Annotated in this window: 20 protein-coding genes; 14 read left to right on the top strand and 6 right to left on the bottom strand. The window is 63.4% G+C overall.

Translation table 11 applies throughout. The annotated features are described in order from the left end of the window. The first annotated feature begins 35 nt into the window (after positions 1–35). The 4 genes from HMPREF3172_RS08515 to HMPREF3172_RS08500 all read left to right on the top strand — a co-directional run bounded on the left by HMPREF3172_RS08515 (position 36) and on the right by HMPREF3172_RS08500 (position 5,607). On the top strand, positions 36–668 hold the full coding sequence (locus HMPREF3172_RS08515) for an MBL fold metallo-hydrolase (RefSeq protein ID WP_070516785.1): 633 nt from the start codon (positions 36–38) through the stop codon (positions 666–668). Between the two features lie 88 nt (positions 669–756). Continuing rightward, the gene (typA, locus tag HMPREF3172_RS08510) at positions 757–2,670 is read left to right on the top strand and encodes a translational GTPase TypA (protein WP_070516783.1); all 1,914 of its coding nucleotides are present in this window, start codon (positions 757–759) and stop codon (positions 2,668–2,670) included. Further along, positions 2,670–3,935 carry a PIG-L family deacetylase gene (locus HMPREF3172_RS08505; RefSeq protein WP_070516781.1) on the top strand — a complete coding sequence of 422 codons (1,266 nt, stop codon included), beginning with the start codon at positions 2,670–2,672 and terminating at the stop codon, positions 3,933–3,935. The genes typA and HMPREF3172_RS08505 overlap by 1 nt, the downstream gene beginning before the upstream one ends. Before the next feature lies 1 nt (position 3,936). Next, on the top strand, positions 3,937–5,607 hold the full coding sequence (locus tag HMPREF3172_RS08500) for a VanW family protein (protein WP_070516779.1): 1,671 nt from the start codon (positions 3,937–3,939) through the stop codon (positions 5,605–5,607). Here the strand turns inward: HMPREF3172_RS08500 and HMPREF3172_RS08495 are convergent. Further along, a complete protein-coding gene (locus tag HMPREF3172_RS08495) occupies positions 5,585–6,691 on the bottom strand; it encodes a GNAT family N-acetyltransferase (RefSeq protein WP_176746143.1) in 1,107 nt (368 codons plus the stop codon). The genes HMPREF3172_RS08500 and HMPREF3172_RS08495 overlap by 23 nt on opposite strands. A 105-nt stretch (positions 6,692–6,796) precedes the next feature. Between HMPREF3172_RS08495 and fdxA the strand changes: the two genes are divergently transcribed. From fdxA to HMPREF3172_RS08455, 8 genes are all read left to right on the top strand, one after another. Then, positions 6,797–7,123 carry a ferredoxin gene (gene fdxA / locus HMPREF3172_RS08490; RefSeq protein ID WP_061942434.1) on the top strand — a complete coding sequence of 109 codons (327 nt, stop codon included), beginning with the start codon at positions 6,797–6,799 and terminating at the stop codon, positions 7,121–7,123. After that, positions 7,120–8,259: a succinyldiaminopimelate transaminase gene (gene dapC / locus HMPREF3172_RS08485; protein WP_070516774.1), complete on the top strand. Its 1,140-nt coding sequence runs from the start codon at positions 7,120–7,122 to the stop codon at positions 8,257–8,259. Before fdxA ends, dapC begins: the two co-directional genes overlap by 4 nt. A gap of 105 nt (positions 8,260–8,364) precedes the next feature. Next, complete coding sequence (locus HMPREF3172_RS08480; RefSeq protein WP_070428550.1) at positions 8,365–9,645, top strand: citrate synthase; 1,281 nt, start codon at positions 8,365–8,367, stop codon at positions 9,643–9,645. A gap of 61 nt (positions 9,646–9,706) precedes the next feature. Further along, positions 9,707–10,483: an LOG family protein gene (locus HMPREF3172_RS08475; protein WP_141741615.1), complete on the top strand. Its 777-nt coding sequence runs from the start codon at positions 9,707–9,709 to the stop codon at positions 10,481–10,483. Then, positions 10,480–11,352 carry a dihydropteroate synthase gene (folP, locus tag HMPREF3172_RS08470; protein ID WP_070516772.1) on the top strand — a complete coding sequence of 291 codons (873 nt, stop codon included), beginning with the start codon at positions 10,480–10,482 and terminating at the stop codon, positions 11,350–11,352. The genes HMPREF3172_RS08475 and folP overlap by 4 nt, the downstream gene beginning before the upstream one ends. Positions 11,353–11,374: 22 nt before the next feature. Then, positions 11,375–11,641 carry a DivIVA domain-containing protein gene (locus tag HMPREF3172_RS08465; protein WP_070516770.1) on the top strand — a complete coding sequence of 89 codons (267 nt, stop codon included), beginning with the start codon at positions 11,375–11,377 and terminating at the stop codon, positions 11,639–11,641. A 4-nt stretch (positions 11,642–11,645) separates the two neighbouring features. Beyond that, positions 11,646–12,839 carry a hypothetical protein gene (locus HMPREF3172_RS08460; RefSeq protein WP_256173363.1) on the top strand — a complete coding sequence of 398 codons (1,194 nt, stop codon included), beginning with the start codon at positions 11,646–11,648 and terminating at the stop codon, positions 12,837–12,839. A 95-nt stretch (positions 12,840–12,934) separates the two neighbouring features. Further along, positions 12,935–13,105 carry a DUF3117 domain-containing protein gene (locus HMPREF3172_RS08455; RefSeq protein ID WP_019175492.1) on the top strand — a complete coding sequence of 57 codons (171 nt, stop codon included), beginning with the start codon at positions 12,935–12,937 and terminating at the stop codon, positions 13,103–13,105. A gap of 57 nt (positions 13,106–13,162) precedes the next feature. Here the strand turns inward: HMPREF3172_RS08455 and HMPREF3172_RS08450 are convergent, their stop codons facing one another. Continuing rightward, positions 13,163–13,786 (bottom strand): O-methyltransferase, encoded by a 624-nt coding sequence (locus HMPREF3172_RS08450; RefSeq protein ID WP_061942449.1) that lies wholly within the window; start codon positions 13,784–13,786, stop codon positions 13,163–13,165. Positions 13,787–13,914: 128 nt separating this feature from the next. On the opposite strand from HMPREF3172_RS08450, the gene HMPREF3172_RS08445 reads away from it, so the two are divergent. Continuing rightward, entirely contained in the window at positions 13,915–14,295 is a 381-nt protein-coding gene (locus HMPREF3172_RS08445) for a twin-arginine translocase TatA/TatE family subunit (protein WP_019175490.1), read from the top strand. 85 nt (positions 14,296–14,380) lie between these two features. Here HMPREF3172_RS08445 and HMPREF3172_RS08440 read toward each other — a convergent pair whose 3' ends face one another. From HMPREF3172_RS08440 to HMPREF3172_RS08430, 3 genes are read right to left on the bottom strand one after another with little or no spacing between them, the layout of a single operon-like run. Continuing rightward, positions 14,381–15,508, bottom strand: coding sequence for an Mrp/NBP35 family ATP-binding protein (locus HMPREF3172_RS08440; RefSeq protein ID WP_070516766.1), 1,128 nt, complete (start codon positions 15,506–15,508; stop codon positions 14,381–14,383). A 40-nt stretch (positions 15,509–15,548) separates the two neighbouring features. Then, the gene (locus tag HMPREF3172_RS08435; protein ID WP_070516764.1) at positions 15,549–16,712 is read right to left on the bottom strand and encodes a P1 family peptidase; all 1,164 of its coding nucleotides are present in this window, start codon (positions 16,710–16,712) and stop codon (positions 15,549–15,551) included. Further along, entirely contained in the window at positions 16,713–18,206 is a 1,494-nt protein-coding gene (locus tag HMPREF3172_RS08430) for an aminopeptidase P family protein (protein WP_070516761.1), read from the bottom strand. 56 nt (positions 18,207–18,262) lie between these two features. Between HMPREF3172_RS08430 and HMPREF3172_RS08425 the strand changes: the two genes are divergently transcribed. Further along, positions 18,263–19,108: a PHP domain-containing protein gene (locus HMPREF3172_RS08425; protein WP_019175486.1), complete on the top strand. Its 846-nt coding sequence runs from the start codon at positions 18,263–18,265 to the stop codon at positions 19,106–19,108. A 25-nt stretch (positions 19,109–19,133) separates the two neighbouring features. Here HMPREF3172_RS08425 and HMPREF3172_RS08420 read toward each other — a convergent pair whose 3' ends face one another. After that, a complete protein-coding gene (locus HMPREF3172_RS08420) occupies positions 19,134–20,630 on the bottom strand; it encodes a DEAD/DEAH box helicase (RefSeq protein WP_070516759.1) in 1,497 nt (498 codons plus the stop codon). Positions 20,631–20,652: the final 22 nt, after the last annotated feature.

Genomic DNA, 20,652 nt, shown 5'->3' with positions numbered 1-20,652 from the left:
ATCGGCCCGCGCGCCGATGCGTCAGGGAGGCTGACATGACTGAGAACACGATCAACACCTCGGCCCTCGAGATCCGCTGGATCGCGGTCTCGGACATGGAAAACAACGTCTACCTTGTCACCCACCGCGACAGCGGGGCGCGACTGCTCGTCGACGCGGCAGACGACTGGTCGGCCATCAAACAGTTCATCGGCGATGCTCCTGTTGAACGCGTTCTGACAACCCACCGCCACTGGGACCACGTTCGGGCTCTGGCGGATGCGCTCGCGGACACCGGCGCTGTGTCTGCGGCGGGGGAGTACGACGCCGATGCCATCGAAGAAGAGTCCGGTGCTGTCATCACTGAGCGCCTGAAGCACGGAGAGATCATCACCGTCGGCGATATCGCCATTAAGATCGTTCACCTGCGCGGGCACACGCCCGGATCGATTGCGCTCATCATCCGCGACGGGGATGACACCGTGCTGATCTCCGGAGACTCGCTGTTCCCCGGAGGCCCCGGCAAAACCTGGTCCCCTGAAGACTTCACAAGCCTCATGGCCGACCTGCGCACGCGGATCTTCGACGTTCTTCCCGACAGCACCGTCGTGCTGCCGGGCCACGGCGCGCACACCACGATCGGCACCGAAAGGCCGCACCTGGACGAATGGCAGGAGCGCGGCTGGTGAACACTGCCCGGAAACACCGGGCGCGGACTTATAATTGTCGGTTGGGCCCACGCAGTGTGCCCGGATCTTCCAAGAAGAAAGTGGATTGATGGCAGCTGAGACATCACGCAAAAACAACCTCCGCAACGTAGCGATCGTGGCGCACGTCGACCACGGAAAGACCACGCTGGTCAACGCGATGCTCAAACAGGGCGGCGCGTTCGGCGATCACGGCGAGGTCCAGGACCGCGTGATGGACTCCGGTGACCTGGAACGTGAAAAGGGCATCACGATCCTGGCGAAGAACACCTCGATCATCTACAACGGCCCGTCGGCACCCGGTGAGCCCGTCACCATCAACGTCATCGACACCCCCGGCCACGCCGACTTCGGCGGCGAGGTCGAACGCGGCCTGTCGATGGTCGACGGAGTTGTGCTCCTCGTTGACGCCTCCGAAGGTCCGCTGCCGCAGACCCGCTTCGTGCTCCGCAAGGCACTCGCCGCGAAACTCCCCGTGATCCTGCTGATCAACAAGACCGACCGCGCGGATGCCCGCATCGACGGTGTTGTCGAAGAAGCTCAGGACCTCCTGCTGGGACTGGCAAGCGACCTTTCGGAAGAAGACCCCGACATCGACGTCGACGCGGTTCTCGACGTGCCCACCATCTTCGCGTCGGCACGCGCGGGCATCGCTTCGGCAGAACAGCCCGCTGACGGCGAAGTTCCCGACGGCACCAACCTCGAACCGCTGTTCGCGGCCATCATGGAGAACATCCCTGCCCCGACCGTCACGGACGACGGCGTGCTGCAGGCACACGTCACGAATCTCGACGCCTCGCCCTTCCTGGGCCGTCTGGCACTCGTGAAGATCTACGGCGGCGTGCTGCGCAAGGGAGCACAGGTCGGCTGGATCAACAAGGAAGGCGACCTCAAGCAGGTCAAAATCACTGAACTGCTCGAAACCCGCGGCCTGGAGCGCGTGCCGGTCGAAGAGGGTGGGGCCGGCGACATCTTCGCAATCGCGGGCATCCCGGACGTCATGATCGGCGACACCATCACCGACCTCGACGACCCGCGCCCCCTGCCGCCCATCCACATCGACGACCCGGCGATCTCCATGACCGTCGGCACCAACACCTCGCCCATGGCCGGCCGCGAAAAGAACACCAAAGTCACCGCGCGCATGGTCAAGGACCGCCTCGATCAGGAACTGGTCGGCAACGTCAGCCTCAAGGTGCTGCCCACGGAACGTCCCGACGCGTGGGAGGTTCAGGGCCGAGGTGAACTCGCCCTGGCCGTGCTCGTTGAGCAGATGCGCCGCGAAGGCTTCGAACTGACCGTCGGCAAACCGCAGGTTGTCACTAAGACGATCGACGGCACCCTGCACGAGCCCTTTGAAATGCTCACGGTCGATGTGCCGGAAGAGTATCTGGGCGGAGTCACCCAGCTGATGGCCAGCCGCAAGGGCCAGATGGAATCCATGTCGAACCACGGAACCGGCTGGGTCCGCATCGAGTTCCGTGTACCGGCGCGCGGCCTCATCGGCTTCCGCACGCGATTCCTCACGGAAACCCACGGGGCCGGTATCGCAAACTCCATCAGTGCCGGCTACGCGCCGTGGGCCGGCGAAATCGAGTTCCGCAACACCGGTTCGCTTGTTGCAGACCGTGCCGGTGCTGCCACCCCGTACGCCATGATTGCCCTGCAGGAGCGCGGTTCGTTCATCGTCGAGCCCACCTCGGAGGTCTACGAGGGCCAGATCGTCGGCGAAAACAGCCGCAACGAAGACATGGACGTCAACATCACCAAGGAAAAGAAGCTGACGAACATGCGCGCAGCCAGCGCCGACAGCTTCGAACACCTGGCGCCCTCGCGCAAACTCACACTCGAAGAGTCCCTCGAGTTCGCCGCTGAAGACGAATGCGTCGAAGTGACCCCTGGCGCTATTCGCCTGCGCAAGGTCATCCTTGACCAGGCTGAGCGCCGCAAGGCCGCCAACGCCCGCAAACGCAGGAACTCCTGATGTCCGGAGTCCTGTTCGTCCACGCCCACCCGGACGACGAATCGATCCTCACCGGCGGCACCATCGTCAGACTGCGCGAAGCCCAGGTGCCCGTCACGATCGTCACCGCAACCCGCGGTGAGGGCGGTGAGGTGATCGGTCCGCTGAACGACACCCTGGAAGGCCACCGCGACGCGCTGGCTGCCCACCGGGAGGGCGAACTCGCCGAGGCCATGAAAGCCCTCGGTGTGGACGACTGGGCGTTCCTCGGCACTCCTGCCGGCGGTGCCGGCACGCTGCCGGAGCGCCGCTTTGAGGACTCCGGCATGGAATGGGGGCCTGACGGTCACGCGCAGGTTCCCGCCGACACTCCGGCCGAATCACTGTGTGCCGCGAAACTCGATGACGTTGCCGCCTATATTGCCGCCGTCATTGAGGATCGCCGACCCCGCCTCGTGGTGACCTACCCGGCAGGCGGGGGATACGGGCACCCCGACCACGTTCGGGTTCACGAGGCAACACTGCGTGCAGTGTCGAGGCTCAAACGCAAACACCGGCCGCGCGTCATCTACGTCGATACCCCGCAGGACGCTGTCGACCAGATGTTCAACGTCGACCGTCCCGGCTTTGCCCTCACCGGCTTTGAGCCCGCCCAGAAAGTGCCCACGATCCCGGCTGAAGACCCGGTTGTTCTCAGCCAGGACATCAGCGCCCACCGCGGGCACAAAGCTCGGGCTATGGCGGCTCACGCCACTCAGCTGCAGGTTGCCGGTGACTTCTATGCGCTGTCGAACAACATCGGCACCGTGCTGCTGGACACCGAATACTTCACATCACCCGATGGCCACAAGGGTGCGGACATCCTCGAGTTCCTCGAAGAACCTGATCGTCCAGACCCGCCCTCGGCGGTGGCGATGGTGTTCTCGAGTGTTTTCCTCGGGCTGCTGGCGGGTGTGCTCGGCACTTTCCAGCACCTGGGAGCATCGCTTTTCAACCTCGCAGGGCAGGCTGTCATCGTGCCGTGGGGACTGCTTTTGGCGCTGGCCCTTGCCGGCTGTGTGCTGTGGTACGTCGCCGAGGCCAACCGTTCGACGGCGGCAGTTGTGCTCTGTGCTGTCACAATGAGCCTCGTGTCGTTCATCGGCTCTCAGCCCGGCCTGCTGCCCGGCGGAGGAGTTCTGGTCACCGGAACCCTGCGGTCCGTGGCCTGGCTGTTCGGGCCCATGATCATTGCCGCTGTTCTGTCGTTCACGCTGCCGTGTCTGCGCGCAAACCGAAAGCACTGATATGTCAAAAGCTCTGTGGGGAACCCTGACGGCCGTGGCCGCTGTTCTTATCGGCTATGCGGCCTTGGCCTTTTGGACGGGGCGGTCTGTTCCCGCCGGAACTCACGTGGCCGGCATCGACATCGGCTCGATGAGCCGGGACGAAGCCGTGAAGGCTCTCGATGAGGGGCTTGCGGAAAGGGCCCAGGAGCCGGTTGCGCTGAGTGCGGGTGAGGATTCGGAAGCCGAGTTTTCCCCTGATGATGTGTCGCTGGGCTTTTCGGCCGAAGACACCGTTGATGAGCTCATCGGCCCGCGGTTCAACCCGGTCGATATTTTCCGCGCGCTGTCCGGAAGCGAGCACGACAAACCGCTGGCACTCGAATACGACCAGAAGGCTCTCGATACCGCGGCGAAGTCGCTGGCCGAGGACCTGAGCGTGGAGCCGAAGAACGCCGAACTGGCTTTCTCTGGTGAAAAGCCGGAAGTCACGGAAGACGCAGACGGCCGTGAAGTCACTGCCGACAGCATTGTCGAGGCCATCGAAACTCAGTGGCCCGCACAGGACGGCAAGCCGCTGAACACGACGGCTGAGACCGTCGAACCGGACATTACGGACGCCGAAGCGCAGAAGGCGAAAACAGAGATTGCAGAGCCGGCTGTCGCATCGCCTGTGACCCTGAAGTCGACGGGCGAAAAGTCCGGCGAAAGCCTCAAACTCTCACCCAAGGCGATTGCGAAGGCAGCTTCTTTCACACCGCGCGAATCAAAACTTGCCCTTGAGCTCGACGGCAAAGCCCTGAAGGGTTCGCTTTTCAAAGAGAACAAGGGAGTGGGCGAAAAAGCGCAGAACGCCAGCTTTGAATTCTCCGGCGGAAAGCTGACGGTCGTTCCATCCAAGGACGGGACCTCAGCGAAAGACGCTGACGTGGCGAAAGCCGTAGACGCCGCGCTGAAGGCAGAGAACCGCACAGCAGAACTGCCGCTGACGGCGGAGAAAGCATCCTTTACCACGGATGATGCGAAGAATATGAAGATGGAGACGATGGGTAAGTTCTCCACCCCGTATTCGTCGCAGCCGGGCCGCGACACCAACCTCAAGGTCGCATCCGCCAAGGTTGACGGCACGGTCGTCCAGCCGGGCGAACAGTTCAGCCTCAACAAAGCACTCGGACAGCGCACCGCGGCCAACGGCTACCGCAAGGCCGGTGTGATTTCCGGCGGAGAGATGAAGCAGGACTACGGTGGCGGTGTTTCGCAGGTGTCGACAACACTGTTCAATGCCGCGTTCTTCTCCGGTATGCAGCTGGATAGGCACAAGGCTCACTCGCGCTACATTTCTCGCTACCCGGAAGGCCGCGAATCCACCCTTGACTGGCATTCGATCGACATGGCCTTCACCAACACCTCGGACAAGCCGGTGGTTCTGCACATGTCGGTCTCCGGCGGTAAGGTCAATGCGGAGATCAAGGGCGAGAAGACTCTCGAAGTCGAAGCCGGCGCCTCGGGCCGTTTCGCCCACACAAGCCCGGCGACTGTGAAGAAGTCCGGCCCCAGCTGCAAACCGCAGTCCCCGCGGGGCGGATGGTCGATCACCATCTACCGCACTATGAAGAACATTGAGACCGGCAAGGTGACCAAGGACCAGTTCACGACCGTCTACCGCCCGGTCAACAGGATCGTCTGCGACTAAGCCCCGTGGGCTGCTCAGTGTTGCCGCCGGCAGCGGCCTCCTGGACGGCAAACCAGAAGCGGTGGTGCTCCTTAAAGCCCAATCCGGCAAGGAGCGCTGCCGCTTCTTCGTTCGCCGCGGGCACATCGCACCCAAGGGAGCGGATGCCCTGAACCGCAGCCAAGCGGGCGGCGGCTTGCACGAGAGCCTTCCCGGCACCTCGGCGGCGCAGCTGGGGATTGACAACCAGATTGTCCAACCAGCCCCACTTGCTGGCGATAGCCAGCCGGACAGCGCCCACGAGTGATTTCGACCCGTCCGGGTGCACTGCAACGGCTGAGAGAAAAATCACCTGCGGCGCACTGTGCAGGAGCGCGCGCATGTCCTCAGTGTCGTCATGACCCCACGCGGCCAAGTGCGCCGTGTGGGCCTGATCGGACTGTACAATCTCCAAACCCTGCGGCGGCTGTGCGGCACCCGCAACTTCCCGGGCCGGGGCGGTCATCGTGAGCCACGTGTCGCTGGGGGAAAAACCCGCCGGTCGCAGCAGCTGCGAAACCTGGGCCGAGGCGGAGTCGAGTTCTCCTCCGGCCTCACCTGAAAAGATCTGCAGGGCAGGGGGAAGGCCCCGATCTATGTACCACTTCTCGACTGCTCCGAGTGCCTCTTCCGCGGGGATCTGCGGGTCTGTGAGCACAAGAGCGGAGTTCGCGCGAGCATCGGCCCCGGCGGCGGCGCGCAAGAGCCAGCCGGACTCGACCGCAGAGACCGCGCCCTCGTCCGAGGTGAGTTCTTCGGCAACCGCGTCCCGGTTGAGCCACACGCTTTCGCCCGGCAGCCACACTTGGGCTGAAATGCGGCGCAGGTCTGCCGCCGACACGGTCGAATGGACGGGACCCGGTCGCTGAGGTGCCGGCGGGATTTCGTGGGCGAGCTCAATGGAGGCCCGCTCAATCCGGACGGGACCGCGCTTGGAGTCAACTGTCACGGAGTCGGCATCGGCCGCGAGAACGTGGCCGAGAGCGTCTGTCAGCTGCCCGCCGTCGCTGTAGCGGACGACGACCCGCATTCCCGGCTGCGGCTCAAACACTCCTGTGACCTCCAAGGTGTATCCAGACCATGAACGTCACCACCTTAGCGGGGGAGTACCCTTGGATCAGATGAATGCCGCCGGGAGCGTGTCACTCCACGCTCAGCAGAAGGAGTCCCAGTGACCTACATCATTGCCCAGCCCTGCGTCGACCTCAAAGACCTCGCCTGTGTTGACGAATGTCCCGTCGACTGCATCTACGAAGGCGAGCGGATGCTCTACATCCACCCCGACGAGTGCGTGGACTGCGGTGCCTGCGAACCGGTCTGCCCTGTTGAGGCCATCTACTACGAAGACGACGTCCCAGAAGAGTGGGCCGAGTACTACACGGCCAACGTCGACTTCTTCAACGACCTCGGTTCACCCGGCGGAGCCGCCGGTGTCGGCAATGTCGGCTACGACCACCCGATCGTTGCAGCGCTGCCCAAGCAGGAACACGACGAGTGACCTACGAACGCTACGGCCTTCACCTGGAGGCCTACCCGTGGGACCGGCTGGCCGCCGTACGGCAGACCGCCGAAGCTCATCCCGATGGGATCGTCGACATCTCCATCGGCACGCCCATCGACCCAACACCGGAGCTCATACAGGAAGCCCTGCGGACGGCAGCTGACGCTCCGGGCTATCCCACAACTGACGGCACTGTTCAGCTGCGCGAAGCGATTGCCGGCTGGTCGAAGCGGGTCCGCGGCATCGAACTTGATCCCGGCAGCGAAATCCTGCCGACGGTCGGGTCCAAAGAGTTCGTCGCAGCCCTGCCGAGCCTGCTGGGGCTCGCTCAGCTGGGACTGCGCGTGGCATGCCCGTCGCAGGCATACCCCACATATGAAATCGGTGCGCGCCTTGCCGGTGTCGAATGTGTGCGCATCAATGCAGCAGACATTGCCGCGGGAGCATCGCTGGAAGGTGTGGGCCTTCTGTGGCTCAATTCGCCGGGCAATCCCACCGGCCGCGTAGATACGGCTGAAGAGCTTCGGGCTGTCATCGCAGAAGCGCGTCGCTGCGGCACCGTGGTCGCCGGCGACGAATGCTACGCAGCTCTCAACTGGGCCGAGGATCGCCCAACCCCGTCGGTGCTCGACCCTGGGGTCGTCGGCGACGACTATTCCGGCGTGCTAAGCGTCTATTCGCTGTCCAAACAGTCAAACCTCGCCGGCTATCGTGCATCATTCGTCACGGGTGACCGCGTGCTCATCCGGGAACTGACCACCACCCGCAAACACCAGGGCATGATCGTTCCCGCACCCGTGCAGGCGGCGATGATCGCCGCTCTGAATGACGACGCGCACTGGCAGCGGCAGCGCGACCTCTACCGGCGTCGTCGCGAGCTTCTGCGGCCGGCAGTCGAACAGGCGGGCCTGCGCATCGACCATTCGGAAGCGGGCCTGTACCTGTGGGCAACCCGGGGCGAAGACTGCATGGCAACACTCGAATGGCTGGCAGGGCTGGGCATCATGGCAGGCCCCGGCTTCATCTACGGACCCGAGGGTCAGCAGCACGTCCGGCTGGCGCTGACAGCACCGGACGAAAGGATCCGCGCGGCGGCTGAGAGGCTGCGCGGAAGCTCAGCTACCACACGTTGAGCGAACTCTCAGTGATTTACTGTTTTTTCTACAATTAGGTAATCTTCTTCATGTCTCTGAACCACAGCGGAACAGAGCGTGCGAAGTTCGAACAGAGGAGAATCAATGGCGGCAGACGGCTTCCTGCGGGTAGATGACCATGAACTCGAACTCGAAGGCGTCGAATCAACAGCCGGTACTGAGGGGCTGAACATCAGCAAGCTCCTGGCCGAAACCGACCGCGTCACCTTCGACCCCGGCTTTGGCAACACCGCCTCGTCGACCTCCGCCATCACCTTCATCGACGGTGACGAAGGCATCCTGCGCTACCGCGGATACGCCATCGAAGACCTCGCCGAGAACGCATCCTTCGTCGAAGTCGCCTACCTCCTCATCAAGGGCGAACTGCCCACCGCCGAACAGCTGAAGTCGTTCGAGGAGCGCATCGCCCAGCACGCCGAAGTCCCGCAGGGCATCTACGACCTCGTCGCCGCAATGCCGGAAGACGCCCACCCCATGTCGATCCTCTCGACCGCCGTTTCGGCGCTGGGCACCTTCAACCAGGACACCATCGACGTCTACGACGACGCACAGATGGAAGAAGCCGCCGTTCGCCTGCTCGGCGCCATGCCCGTCTTGACGGCCCTGGCCCACCGCCGCCGCTTCGGCGTCGACTCGGTGCTGCGCCCCGAACCGCAGTACGGCCTGGTCGGCAACTTCTTCCGCAGCAACTTCGGTGTAAGCGGTGAAGAATACGCATCCAGCGAGAACGTCCGCAAGGCGCTCGACCTTCTGTTCATCCTGCACGCAGACCACGAACAGAACTGCTCGACATCGTCGGTTCGCCTGGTCGGCTCGTCCGAAGCAAACCTCTACCAGTCGGTTGTAGCCGGCATCAACGCTCTGGCAGGCCCTCTGCACGGCGGCGCGAACTCCGCGGTGCTGGAAATGCTCGAAGAGATTTCGCAGTCCGACGACGGCGCCGAAAGCTACATGGAGCGGGTCAAGAACAAGGAACGCGGCGTACGCCTCATGGGCTTCGGCCACCGCGTCTACAAGAACTACGACCCGCGCGCTGCCATCATCAAGCAGACCGCCCACGACATCATCGAAGAGCAGGGCGGCAACGACGACCTCCTGGACCTTGCTACAGCTCTGGAAAAGGTTGCGCTTGACGACGACTACTTCGTCAGCCGCAAGCTGTACCCGAACGTCGACTTCTACACGGGTCTGATCTACAAGGCGCTTGGATTCCCCACCGACATGTTCACGGTGATCTTCGCCATGGGCCGTCTGCCCGGCTGGATTGCCCAGTGGATTGAAATGCGCGGTGACGACACCACCCGCATCGGCCGTCCGCGCCAGATCTACACCGGCGAAAAGCTTCGCACCTACCCGTCGAACTGACGGCTGGGTGAAGGCGGGGTGAGGCACTGTGCCCGCCCCGTCTTTTTCGTGAAAGGACACAATGACCAGCTCTGACATCCCGAACGACGAACTCTTCTACACGAAGGGCTCACTGCACCTGCGAAGCCAGCACGTGCCCGAAACCACCGCCGACCAGCGGCTGTTGGACAATCGCCCTGACTCTGGCTGGGTGCACGAAGACCCGTGGCGGACCATGCGGATCCACGCGGAGTTCATTGAGGGCTTCAGTTCGCTGGCGGGTCTGCCGACGGCAGTGTCGATCTTCGGTTCGGCCCGTCTGAACGAAGGCACAGAAGAGTACGCTCTGGCTGAAGAGCTCGGCCGCCGGCTGGTAGATGAGGGCTACGCTGTTGTCACCGGCGGTGGGCCCGGTGTCATGGAGGGCGGCAGCAAGGGTGCAGCGGAAGCCGATGGCACCTCGGTGGGCCTGGGCATCGAACTGCCGTTTGAATCGGGGCTCAACCCCTATGTGGGCATCGGCATCAACTTCCGCTACTTCTTCGTGCGCAAGACGATGTTCATGAAGTATTCCTCGGCCGCGATCGTGCTGCCCGGCGGCTTCGGCACTCTTGATGAGCTGTTTGAGGCTCTCACACTGGTGCAGACACGCAAGAAGAACCGCTATCCGGTGGTTCTCATGGGAACGGACTTCTGGTCGGGGCTCGTTGACTGGATCACCACCACACTCGTTGAGAAGGGAACGATTTCTCCCGGCGATGTCGGTCTGTTCCATTTGACGGATTCGGTGGACGAGGCAATTGCCTTCATTCAGGAGTCTGCCGACCAGCCGATTCCCACCGGTCGTTTCCGTCCGTGACGTTCAGAGTTCGCGGGGTTGAGGCCGGACCCCTGCAGCCGGTCATCATGGCTGTCATCAACCGGTCGACCGACTCTTTCTACACGTCTGCGGCAACCGTGGACGATGCACTCTTCTCTGCCGAGGAGGCGGTCCGGGAAGGTGCGCGGATCCTCGACATCGGGGGAGTGAGGGCCGGGCGCGGACCGGCTGTGTCGGCAGACGATGAAATCGCTTTGGTCGCGCCGGTCATCTCGGCTTTGGCTAAGGAACACCCGGATGTGCTCATCTCCTGCGACACCTACCGCGCACCGGTGGCCAGAGCCGCGGCCGAGGCCGGTGCCGGGCTCATCAACGACACGTGGGCGGGTGTGGATCCTGATGTCGCACACGCCGCCGCCGAGGCGGAGGTCGGCCTGGTCTGCTCCCACACCGGGGGCCTGACTCCCCGGACTGACGCGCACCGCAACCGGTTGGGCCTATCGTCTGCTGATGTCATGCCGGCCGTCATGGAGGGGCTTGAGCGGTTGCGCGCACGCGCCCTTGAGGCGGGTGTTGACGAGCGAGCCATCATTCTTGACCCCACACCCGATTTTGGGAAGAACACGTACCAGTCGGCCGCTGTTATGCGGGACCTTGGCATGCTCACAGCCGGTGAGAGCGCCGTGATGCTCGCGATTTCGCGCAAGGACTTTGTGGGAGAGCTCGTCGGTTCACAAGGACCGGATGACCGGCTTGCCGCCACTATTGCGGCCACGGCGCTTGCAGTCGATGCGGGTGCTGCCATTATCCGCACGCATGACACGGCTGAAACACGTCAGGCGATTGACGTGGTTGTCGGCATACGCGGCCTCAAACCGCCTGTCAGGGCACAGCGGGGACTGCGCTGAAAGCGTGTGAGAGCATAGACGCATGGCCTGGATGATCCTTGGAGTGTGCGCGGCGCTCATCGTGTTCGCAGCCGTTGCCGCCGGCGCTTTCGGCATCTTCGATTCCGGCATGAGCGAACCCGAACCCGTTCTGCCACCGAAGGACGCAACCGCTGCTGATATTGCCCGGATGCGGTTCTCACCAGCTTTCGGCGGGTACCGCAGGGACCAAGTTGATCAGGCCATTGACATCCTCACTGCCCGCATAGAAGAGCTTGAAGAAGAAGCCGGTGTCAGAACCGAAAAGTGAAGCCGTGCAGTTACGCACCGAAGCCTTCTCTGCCCGGAGTCTGACCGCGTCTCTACTGCGCCTGCCGGTATGGGTGCAGGCCACTGCGGTCTATGCCGTCAGCCGCGTGGTGACTCTGCTGCTGTTCAGCATTGTTCTGCGCTTCCAGGCGCCCACGTTCTGGTCGGACAACAAACCTCCGACCTTCTTTGAGTTCCTGGGCTTCTGGGACGCTGACTGGTACCGGCGAATCGCCGACGAGGGCTACCCCCGCGTTCTTCCGCTGACCGACAGTGGGGATGTCGCCCAGAACCAGTGGGCGTTCTATCCGCTGCACCCCACGATCGTCGGCTGGCTGCGCGATATGACGGGCTTTGACTACAAGGTGCTCTCACCCATCGTGTCGCACATCTTCGCCTTGGCCGCAGCGATTGCGATCCTGTACCTGTTCCGGCGGCACGCAGATCCTGCACGAGCCCTTGCCGGTACAGCGCTCGTGTTCTTCTTTCCCGCAGCAGCCGTCTTTTCGACCGGCTATTCGGAAGCCGCCGGCATCTTCTTCCTCGCGCTTTCCCTGCTGTGCGTGGATTCTCGCCGCTATCTTCTTGCCATTCCAGCAGTTCTCCTCATGGACCTCGCCAGGCCCATTGGGGTGGCGTTTTCGTTCTTCATGCTCATTCACCTGCTTGATCGGATCCGGCGCAGGCAGACAGAGCCGTATCCGCTGTGGGAAGTCCTGACATCGTGGGCTTTGGGTGTGCTGTCGTGCTTCTTCGCCGTACTGCAGCCGCTGGGAGCATGGATGCTCACAGGACAATTCGACGCTTACCGGAAGACCGAAGCCGCGTGGACGGGCCACACGGAGGTCTTCACCCAGTGGCTCACGGCCTCGACACGCTATCTGGGCTGGTGGGGGCCGATTGCCCTCGCTGTTCTCATCCTGCTGTTCGTGTGGGGAACGCTCGGTCCGACGGGTGAGCTGATCGGCAGGACGCAGAAACAGTTCCTTTTCGGCTACGCCGTGTACCTGCTCTTGTTCTTCACACCGCAGACTTCAACCCTGCGGCTTCTGCTGCCGATGTTCGGTCTGGCAATGGTGCAGGCGCGCAGTCGCTCCCGCACGGCTCTGGCTACGGCGCTTATCGGGTTTACGGTCCTGCAGCTTCTGTGGATATCGCTGCTGTGGCGTCTGGTGCCGCCGACTGGTTTTCCGCCGTGACAGGAGTGCATATGACGAAGAAGGTCTCGTTATGTGCGAAACCCGAGAAAGTGTTGGATAATAGCTGATAACTGTGTTCGGCGAAAGGATTAAGAATGGCAGCTCAGAAGCCTCGCACCGGTGATGGCCCTCTCGAAGTGACGAAAGAGGGACGCGGCTATGTCCTTCGCCTGCCCGTTGAAGGCGGCGGCCGTCTGGTTATCGAAATCAGCCAGGACGAAGCTCAGGACCTCAAGGATGTCCTGGCCGGAGCGCTCGAAGGCTGACCGGCGTTTCGCAGATCCCGTTCTCCCGGTGGGAGAACGGGATTTTTCTTTGGCCGGTCAGCGGCGCACTGCCAGCAGTCCCGCATCGATCGGCAGGAGCACACGGTTGGGGGAGTCCTGGAGGTCGGCAAGAACCCGACGCAGGGCGGTGGAACTCGCATCCCGAGCAGCGGGGTCTGCGACGGTCCCCGAACCCAGGGCGTCATTGACCACCAGCAGTCCGCCGTTGCGCACCTTCGTCAGGGCCTGCGGCACGATGTCGGGGAAACCAGCCGGGTCAGTGTCGACGAACACGAAGTCGTAGCCTTCCGGTGAGAGCCGGCTGAGGACCGATTCGGCAAAACCCTGGATGAACCGGGTTCGGTGGGCGCGGAAACCTGCGACCTCAGCGAGTTCAGCAGCCACTGACTGGCGTTCGCGATCAATGTCAACACTCGTGAGCATGCCGCCGGGGCCCAATCCTGCGAGTATCGCCAGTGTTGACGCTCCCGTGCCGGTGCCCAGCTCAACGACGTTCTTTGCACCGGTCAGCTGTACGAGCATGGTCAGAAGCCTGGCGGATGTCGCGCCCAACGGGGCGCTCTGATAGTCCGCCGCAATTGTGCGCGCCGCTTCTTCTGCGGCTGTCGCGGTGTTGAACCGAGAAGCGTAGTGGCTGTCAGCCGCCCAGTTTCTGGACAAGCGCTCCTCCTGTTCTGCGTGTCTTCCCGCCGGGCCTGATGACCCCGGTGGGATAAGCATAGTCACAGGTCCTGGCGTGTGCCGACCTCGGCTGAAGCCGGAGGGCGCCACGGCTTAGAATGGTGTGCATGTTCGGGATCAACGGCACTGAGTTCATCATCATCATGCTTGTTGTTCTCATTGTCGTAGGCCCGCAGCGCATGCCGGAATATGCCGCGCAGCTGCGTGATTTCGTCAAAACCATGCGCAAGCAGATCGTCAGTCTGCGCGACAGCGTGCAGGACGAAATGGGTGACGACTTCAAAGACGTCGACTGGCAGAAATTCGATCCGCGCCAGTACGACCCGCGCAGGATTGTGCGTGAGGCCCTCATGGAAGACGACGAACCCGAACCGGCTGATGATCGCCCGCTGGAGCCCATGCGCCTGTCACCCCTGCAGAGGTACTCAGAACAGGCAGGCCAGCGCGACACATCGAAACCGGCGCCGTTTGACGACGAAGCTACGTAAGTGCCGACCTAATGCTGTGAAATCGAAAAGAGGGGCGTGCGAGGTTGAAACTCGCACGCCCCTCTTCTTCAGCTGTGTGCCTTACTCAGGCCGGTGACAGTCCGAGCGAACGGCCGGCAAGTCCGCGCGAACGGCGGCTGAGCTGCTGGGCAACAGAGCGCAGCGTCACCGAAGCGGGGGAATCCGGGTGGGACAGGACGGCCGGCACACCGGCGTCAGCGCCGGAGCGGACGGGCTCGTCCAGCGGAATCTGACCCAGGAGCGGGACCTTCGCACCGGTTGTGCGGGTCAGCTGTTCGGCGACCTCGGTGCCACCTCCTGAACCGAAGATTTCCATGCGGTCACCGGAGGGCAACTCGAGCCACGACATGTTCTCGACAACACCCGCGATGCGCTGGCGGGTCTGGGTTGCGACCGTGCCGGCGCGTGCGGCCACCTGGGCGGCGGCCTGCTGCGGTGTCGTGACAACCAGAAGCTCCGAGGTGGGCAGCAGCTGGCCAACCGAAATGGCGATGTCACCCGTACCCGGCGGCAGGTCGAGCAGCAGGATGTCGAGGTCGCCCCAGAACACGTCCGTGAGGAACTGCTGGAGCGCACGGTGCAGCATAGGTCCGCGCCACACGACAGGCTGTGACGGCGGGACGAACATGCCGATCGACATGACCTTCACGTTGTGAGCCACCTGCGGAATGATCATGTCGTCCACGCGGGTGGGGTTACCGGACAGGCCGAGCATGCCGGGGATCGAAAAGCCGTAGATGTCGGCGTCGACAACGCCGACCGACAGGCCCTGTTCGGCGAGTGCGACAGCGAGGTTGGCAGTCACGGACGACTTGCCGACACCGCCCTTGCCGGAGGCCACCGCATAGACGCGGGTGAGCGAGTTCGGTTCGTTGAAGGGAATGGGGCGCGAGGCGCCGGGCCCCTGGAGCTTTTCGCGCATCTCTTGGCGCTGCTCGGGTGTCATGGTGCCCAGTTCCACGTTGACGGCGGTGACGCCTTCAACAGCCTGTACGGCCTTCGTGGTGTCGCTGATGATGGTGTCCTTGAGCGGACAGCCCGCGACTGTCAGCAGAACGCGGACGTCGACGGTGCCGTCGTCTGCGATGGTGAATTCGTCGAGCATTCCCAGTTCGACGATGCTGCGGCGGATTTCGGGGTCTATGACGCCTTTGAGGGCTTCATATACCGCGTCCCTGTTGGGAGGTGTCACTGACCGACCTTCCTCTGACGACGATATTCGACTGGCTATTCTACTGTTCGTCGGTGTGTTCCGGTTCGGGGTGTGGCGAGTTTTCTAAATTGCCGAGGCGCCGCTCGGCTTCCTCTTCCCACTTCTGTGAGAGTTCGGGAAAGACAGTGCTGAATGCATCGGGGAAGGGGTCGGGATCTCGTTCCCACGGCAGGGCCTCTTCTGCACTGAGCACACCGTCGATGATGGCGGCAGACAAAGCATCGGCGGCGGCAATATTGAGTTCGGTCAGCAGTGCTGCGGAGTTCTCAGTGCGCTCGCCCGTGCTTAAGGCAAACACCGTGTCGCCGTCGAACATCGTGTGGGACGGCCACACGGCCCTGGCGATTCCCGCGTGGGCCGACGCCGCTAGCCGAGTGGTCTCAGAATCAGTGAGACCTGCATCCGTGCAGATGACGGCGATCGTCGTGTTGGTGCGGGCGTCTTCCTGCGAGGTTCCGCGTTCGGCAGCTGTCGCGACCAGCCTGGCAACCTCAGCTGGGTCGACACCGGGCAGTGTGAGCCCATAGGCCGACAGCGCCTGTGCCGCGTAGAGTTCGCCGCAAAGTGAGAGGATGGTGCCCATGGGGTTGGCAATCACGACGGCACTGACCCAAGCCCCGGACGAGGTGCGGATCGAAGCGTAGCCCATTCCGCCTCGGGAGAATCCGCGACCGGTCCACGCTGCTGTACCGGCACCTTCCGACCCGCGGAAAGAACTGATGCTGGGTTCTTCGGTGAGGTCGTCCCCAAGCGCATGAACAGCGGCCCAGTACCCGTCGCGGGCATCTGGGATGCCGCTGCGATGATTCTCGCGACTGCCGTGATGCGGCCTGCGGCCGATGTCGAAAATCGCGGCCGCAGGAACAATGGGTACCCGAACACCGGCAACGGGTGTGCCGATGCCGGCTTCAGCCAGACGGTTCTGCACACCGCGTGCGGCAGCCAAACCCAGTGCGCTGCCACCGGTGAGGACAACAGCGTCAGCCCCAAAGGGCAGGGTGCCTGGACGGGCGATGTCGGTTTCGTGCGTGGCGGGACCACCGCCTCGGGAATCAACACCGACAGTCGTACCCGGCGGAGGAATGAGTACGGTGACGCCGCTGCGTTCATCAACTGAATCAACCCCGATGCGAACCCCCAGATGTTCGGGGCTCACACCGGGAAGCAGACGGCCGAGTTCCATTCAGCTGCGCCCCTGAACCCACGCTTCGATTTCTTCGCGGGTCCGCGGGAAGCCGGCTGACAGGTTCTCAACACCGTCCTCGGTGACGAGAATGTCGTCTTCGATCCGCACGCCGATGCCGCGGTACTCCTCGGGAAGCAGAAGATCCTCTTCCTTGAAGTACAGTCCCGGCTCAATCGTGAAGATCATGCCCGGCTTGAGGTCAGCACCCAGGTACATGTCAGCACGCGCCTGAGCACAGTCGTGAACATCGAGCCCGAGGTGGTGGCTGGTTCCGTGGACCATCCACCGGCGGTGCTGCTGGCCCTCAGGGCTGAGCGCCTCTTCGGCAGAAACCGGCAGAAGACCCCACTCTTCCAGGCGGTGCGCAATGACTCCCATAGCGGCATCGTGGACCTCGGCGAACTTCACGGGACGGTTGACGTGCTCACCGGCAACCGCAAAAGCAGCGTCCGCGGCTTCGAGAACCGCATCGTAGATGCGGGCCTGCACGTCCGAGAAGGTACCGCTGATGGGAATCGTGCGGGTGATGTCAGCCGTGTACAGGCTGTCGGCCTCAGCACCGGCATCGACCAGCAGCAGATCACCCGGGTTGACTTTGCCGGTGTTCTTCGTCCAGTGGAGGGTGCAGGCGTTGTTGCCGGAAGCGGCAATCGTTTCGTAGCCGACGTTGTTGCCCTCGGTGCGGGCAGCCTTCCAGAACGCGGTTTCGATGACCCGCTCACCGCGATGGTGGCCGACGGCTTCGTCGAGGCTGTCGATGATGTGGTCGAAGCCTTCACGAGTGATTGCGATAGCGCGGCGGACTTCGCCGATTTCATAGTTGTCCTTGATCAGGCGCAGCTCGGACAGGAACTGGGCGAGCTCGTCATCGCCGGCCTGGCTGGCCTCGAGGTCGGCCTGAACAGCCTGGCGGGCGGAATCAACCTGCGCTTCGATGCTGCTGTCGGCACCGCGCAGCAGACGCACCGAGGTGCTGCCGAGGTCCTTCGTAATGGATTCGCCGGCTTCGGAAATGGGCCGGCACGCCATGCCGGTCATGGTCTCCATGGTTTCCAGTTCCGGGCGCTTGCCGACCCAGTATTCGCCGTAGCGGGCGTCCGAGAAGAACTCCTCGGTGTCCGCTCCAGCGCGCGGGCTGAAGTAGAACGTGACGTCGTGGCCGTCCTCGGTTGGTTCGAACACGAGCACTGAGTCGGGCTCAAGGTCAGCGTGCAGCCCGGTCAGGTGAATGAACGCGGAGTGCGGGCGGAAGGGGTAGTCGGTGTCGTTCGAGCGGACTTTGAGGCTGCCGGCGGGAACGACAACCCGTTCGCCCGGGAACGCCTTGGACACGGCCTCGCGGCGTGCGGGAGTGAAGCGGGAGGCTTCGAGCGCTTCGGCGGGAACGGGAGTGCGTTCCCAGCCCTGAGCGACGAAATCCCGGAAGGCCTTCGAGTTCGGCCTGCGGGAGCGGTTGTTGACACGGTCATCAAGAGCCTGATCGGTAGTCATGTCTCCAGCATAGTCGCCAGTGCCGCCGTGTCATCCGGCTCAGTAGACTGTGTGGCATGTCGATCGATCTGCACACCCACTCGAGCTTTTCCGACGGCACTCAAACGCCCGAAGAACTGCTGAAAGAAGCCGCGCAGGTGGGGCTTGAGGCTGTGGGGCTGACAGATCACGACACGGTTCGCGGATGGGCCGATGCGGCCGTGGCAGCCAAACGCGAAGGCATCAGCCTGGTGCGCGGTATGGAAGTGTCGTGCAAACACGACGGCGTGACAGTGCACCTGCTGAGCTACCTGCACAATCCAGACGGGGCTGAACTTTCCGCCGCGGTTGCCGATATGCGCAAAGCCCGCCTTGAACGCGGCCAGCGCATGGTCGAACTGCTCAGCCGCGACTACCCGCTGAACTGGGACGACCTTCTGGCCGTTGTCGGCCCTGAAGCGACAATCGGACGGCCGCACATTGCCGACGCCCTCGTCGCCGGCGGATTCGCCGCCGACCGCAGTGCGGCTTTTGCGCACCTGCTCTCCCCGCGCGGGCCCTACTACGTGCCGATTCCGGCAATATCCGCAATCGATGCCGTGCGCATGGTCCACGATGCCGGGGGAGTCGCCGTGTTCGCCCATCCGCTTGCATCAGCACGCGGCCGGGTGCTCGGTGACGCCGCCATCGGCGAACTCATCGAAGCGGGACTCGACGGCTTGGAAATCGACCACCGGGACAATCCTCCGGAGGGGCGACGCCGACTGCGCCGCATGGCGGCAGAACACGACCTCATTGTGACCGGATCATCCGACTATCACGGCGCCGGAAAGCCGAACCGGCTCGGTGAAAACATCACCGAGCCGGAACAGCTGGAGCGAATAGCCGAACGAGCCCGCGGCGTCGAAGTCCTTCACGCCTGACCCGCCCGGCACCCGCCGGAACCCGTCAGTCTTCTTGCGCTCCGCCTCGGGTGCGGCGGCGACGGCGACGAGGCTTGGGCGCATCCCCACCAGAGGTCTTCGCCTGCTGTGCGGAATCGGACTTCTGTGCGTCCGAACCCCTCTCAACGCTCTTGCCTCCGCGCGTGCGGCGGCGCGGACGGCGCGGCTTGCTGTCATCACGACGACGCCCGCCGCGGCCGGAACGGCGGTTCTCGCTGCGGCCAGAACCTGAGCCTTCCGACTTTGCGGACTGTGCTCGCGGCAGCCGGCCCTTGGTGCCCTTGGGGATGTTCTGCTCTTCGAACAGGTGGGGTGACGTGGAGTAGGTTTCCTTCGCCTCGAGGTCCTGCTCAAGGGTGCGGGCGATCATGTTCCAGCGCGGAATGTCATCCCAGTCGATGAGCGTGATCGCAATGCCGGTGCTGCCGGCACGACCGGTGCGTCCCACGCGGTGAATGTAGGTGCTTTCGTCATCCGGGCACTGGTAGTTGATGACGTGGGTGACGTCCTCAACGTCGATGCCGCGGGCAGCGACATCGGTGGCAACCAGAACATCGGTCTTGCCGGTGCGGAAGTTCTTCAGAGCACGCTCGCGCGCCTGCTGGTTGAGGTCACCGTGCAGCGGGCGGGCATTAAAACCACGGTCCGTGAGCTCTTCGGCCAGACGGTCGGCAGTGCGCTTCGTCTTGGCGAAGATGATGGTGCGGCCGCGACCCTCTGACTGCAGTACACGACCGACGAGCTCGGCCTTGTCCATAGCGTGGGCACGGTAGGCGAACTGCTTGATGTTCGCCGTCTTTTCGTGCGCCGACTGTTCGTTCGCTGCCCGAATGTGAGTGGGCTGGTGCATGTAGCGGCGAGCCATTGTCACAACCGCACCCGGCATGGTTGCCGAGAACAGCATCGTCTGACGCCCAGCAGGCAGAGCGGCGATGATCCGCTCAACATCCGGCAGGAAGCCCAGGTCGAGCATTTCGTCGGCCTCGTCGAGGACGACGGTCGTGATTTCGCTGAGCTTGAGAATCCGACGGCCGTACAGGTCGAGCAGACGGCCCGGAGTTCCGACGACGACATCGGCGCCGGCCTTGAGCGATTCAATCTGCGGTTCGTAGTCCCGACCGCCGTAGATCGTGACGACCTTGACCTGCAGCTTTTCTGCCGCGGTCGCAAGTTCGCCGGCAACCTGCTGGGCGAGTTCGCGCGTTGGTGCGACGACGAGCCCACGCGGGGCGCGTCCGGCTTCGGGGATTTCGGGGGTTGAGCCCTCGGCCGGAGCGAACTCCGGGCGGACAGGCGCATCGAGGCGCTGCAGCAGCGGTAGGCCGAAGCCGAGGGTCTTGCCGGTGCCCGTCTGCGCCTGACCGATGATGTCGGCGCCGCCGAGGGCGATCGGCAGAGTCATCGATTGAATGGGGAAGGGCTCGGTGATGCCGTGATCGGCAAGAGCCGCGACGATGGGGCCGGAAACCCCGAAGTCAGCAAAAGTCTTCTGTTCAGTCACATTTTTCCTATTGTCTATCCGG

Origin of the sequence: Brevibacterium sp. HMSC08F02 (assembly GCF_001807555.1) — a bacterium.
Lineage (GTDB): Bacteria > Actinomycetota > Actinomycetes > Actinomycetales > Brevibacteriaceae > Brevibacterium > Brevibacterium ravenspurgense.
The sequence above is the reverse complement of the archived record's forward strand: the minus strand, read 5'-3'. Positions and strand labels throughout refer to the sequence as shown.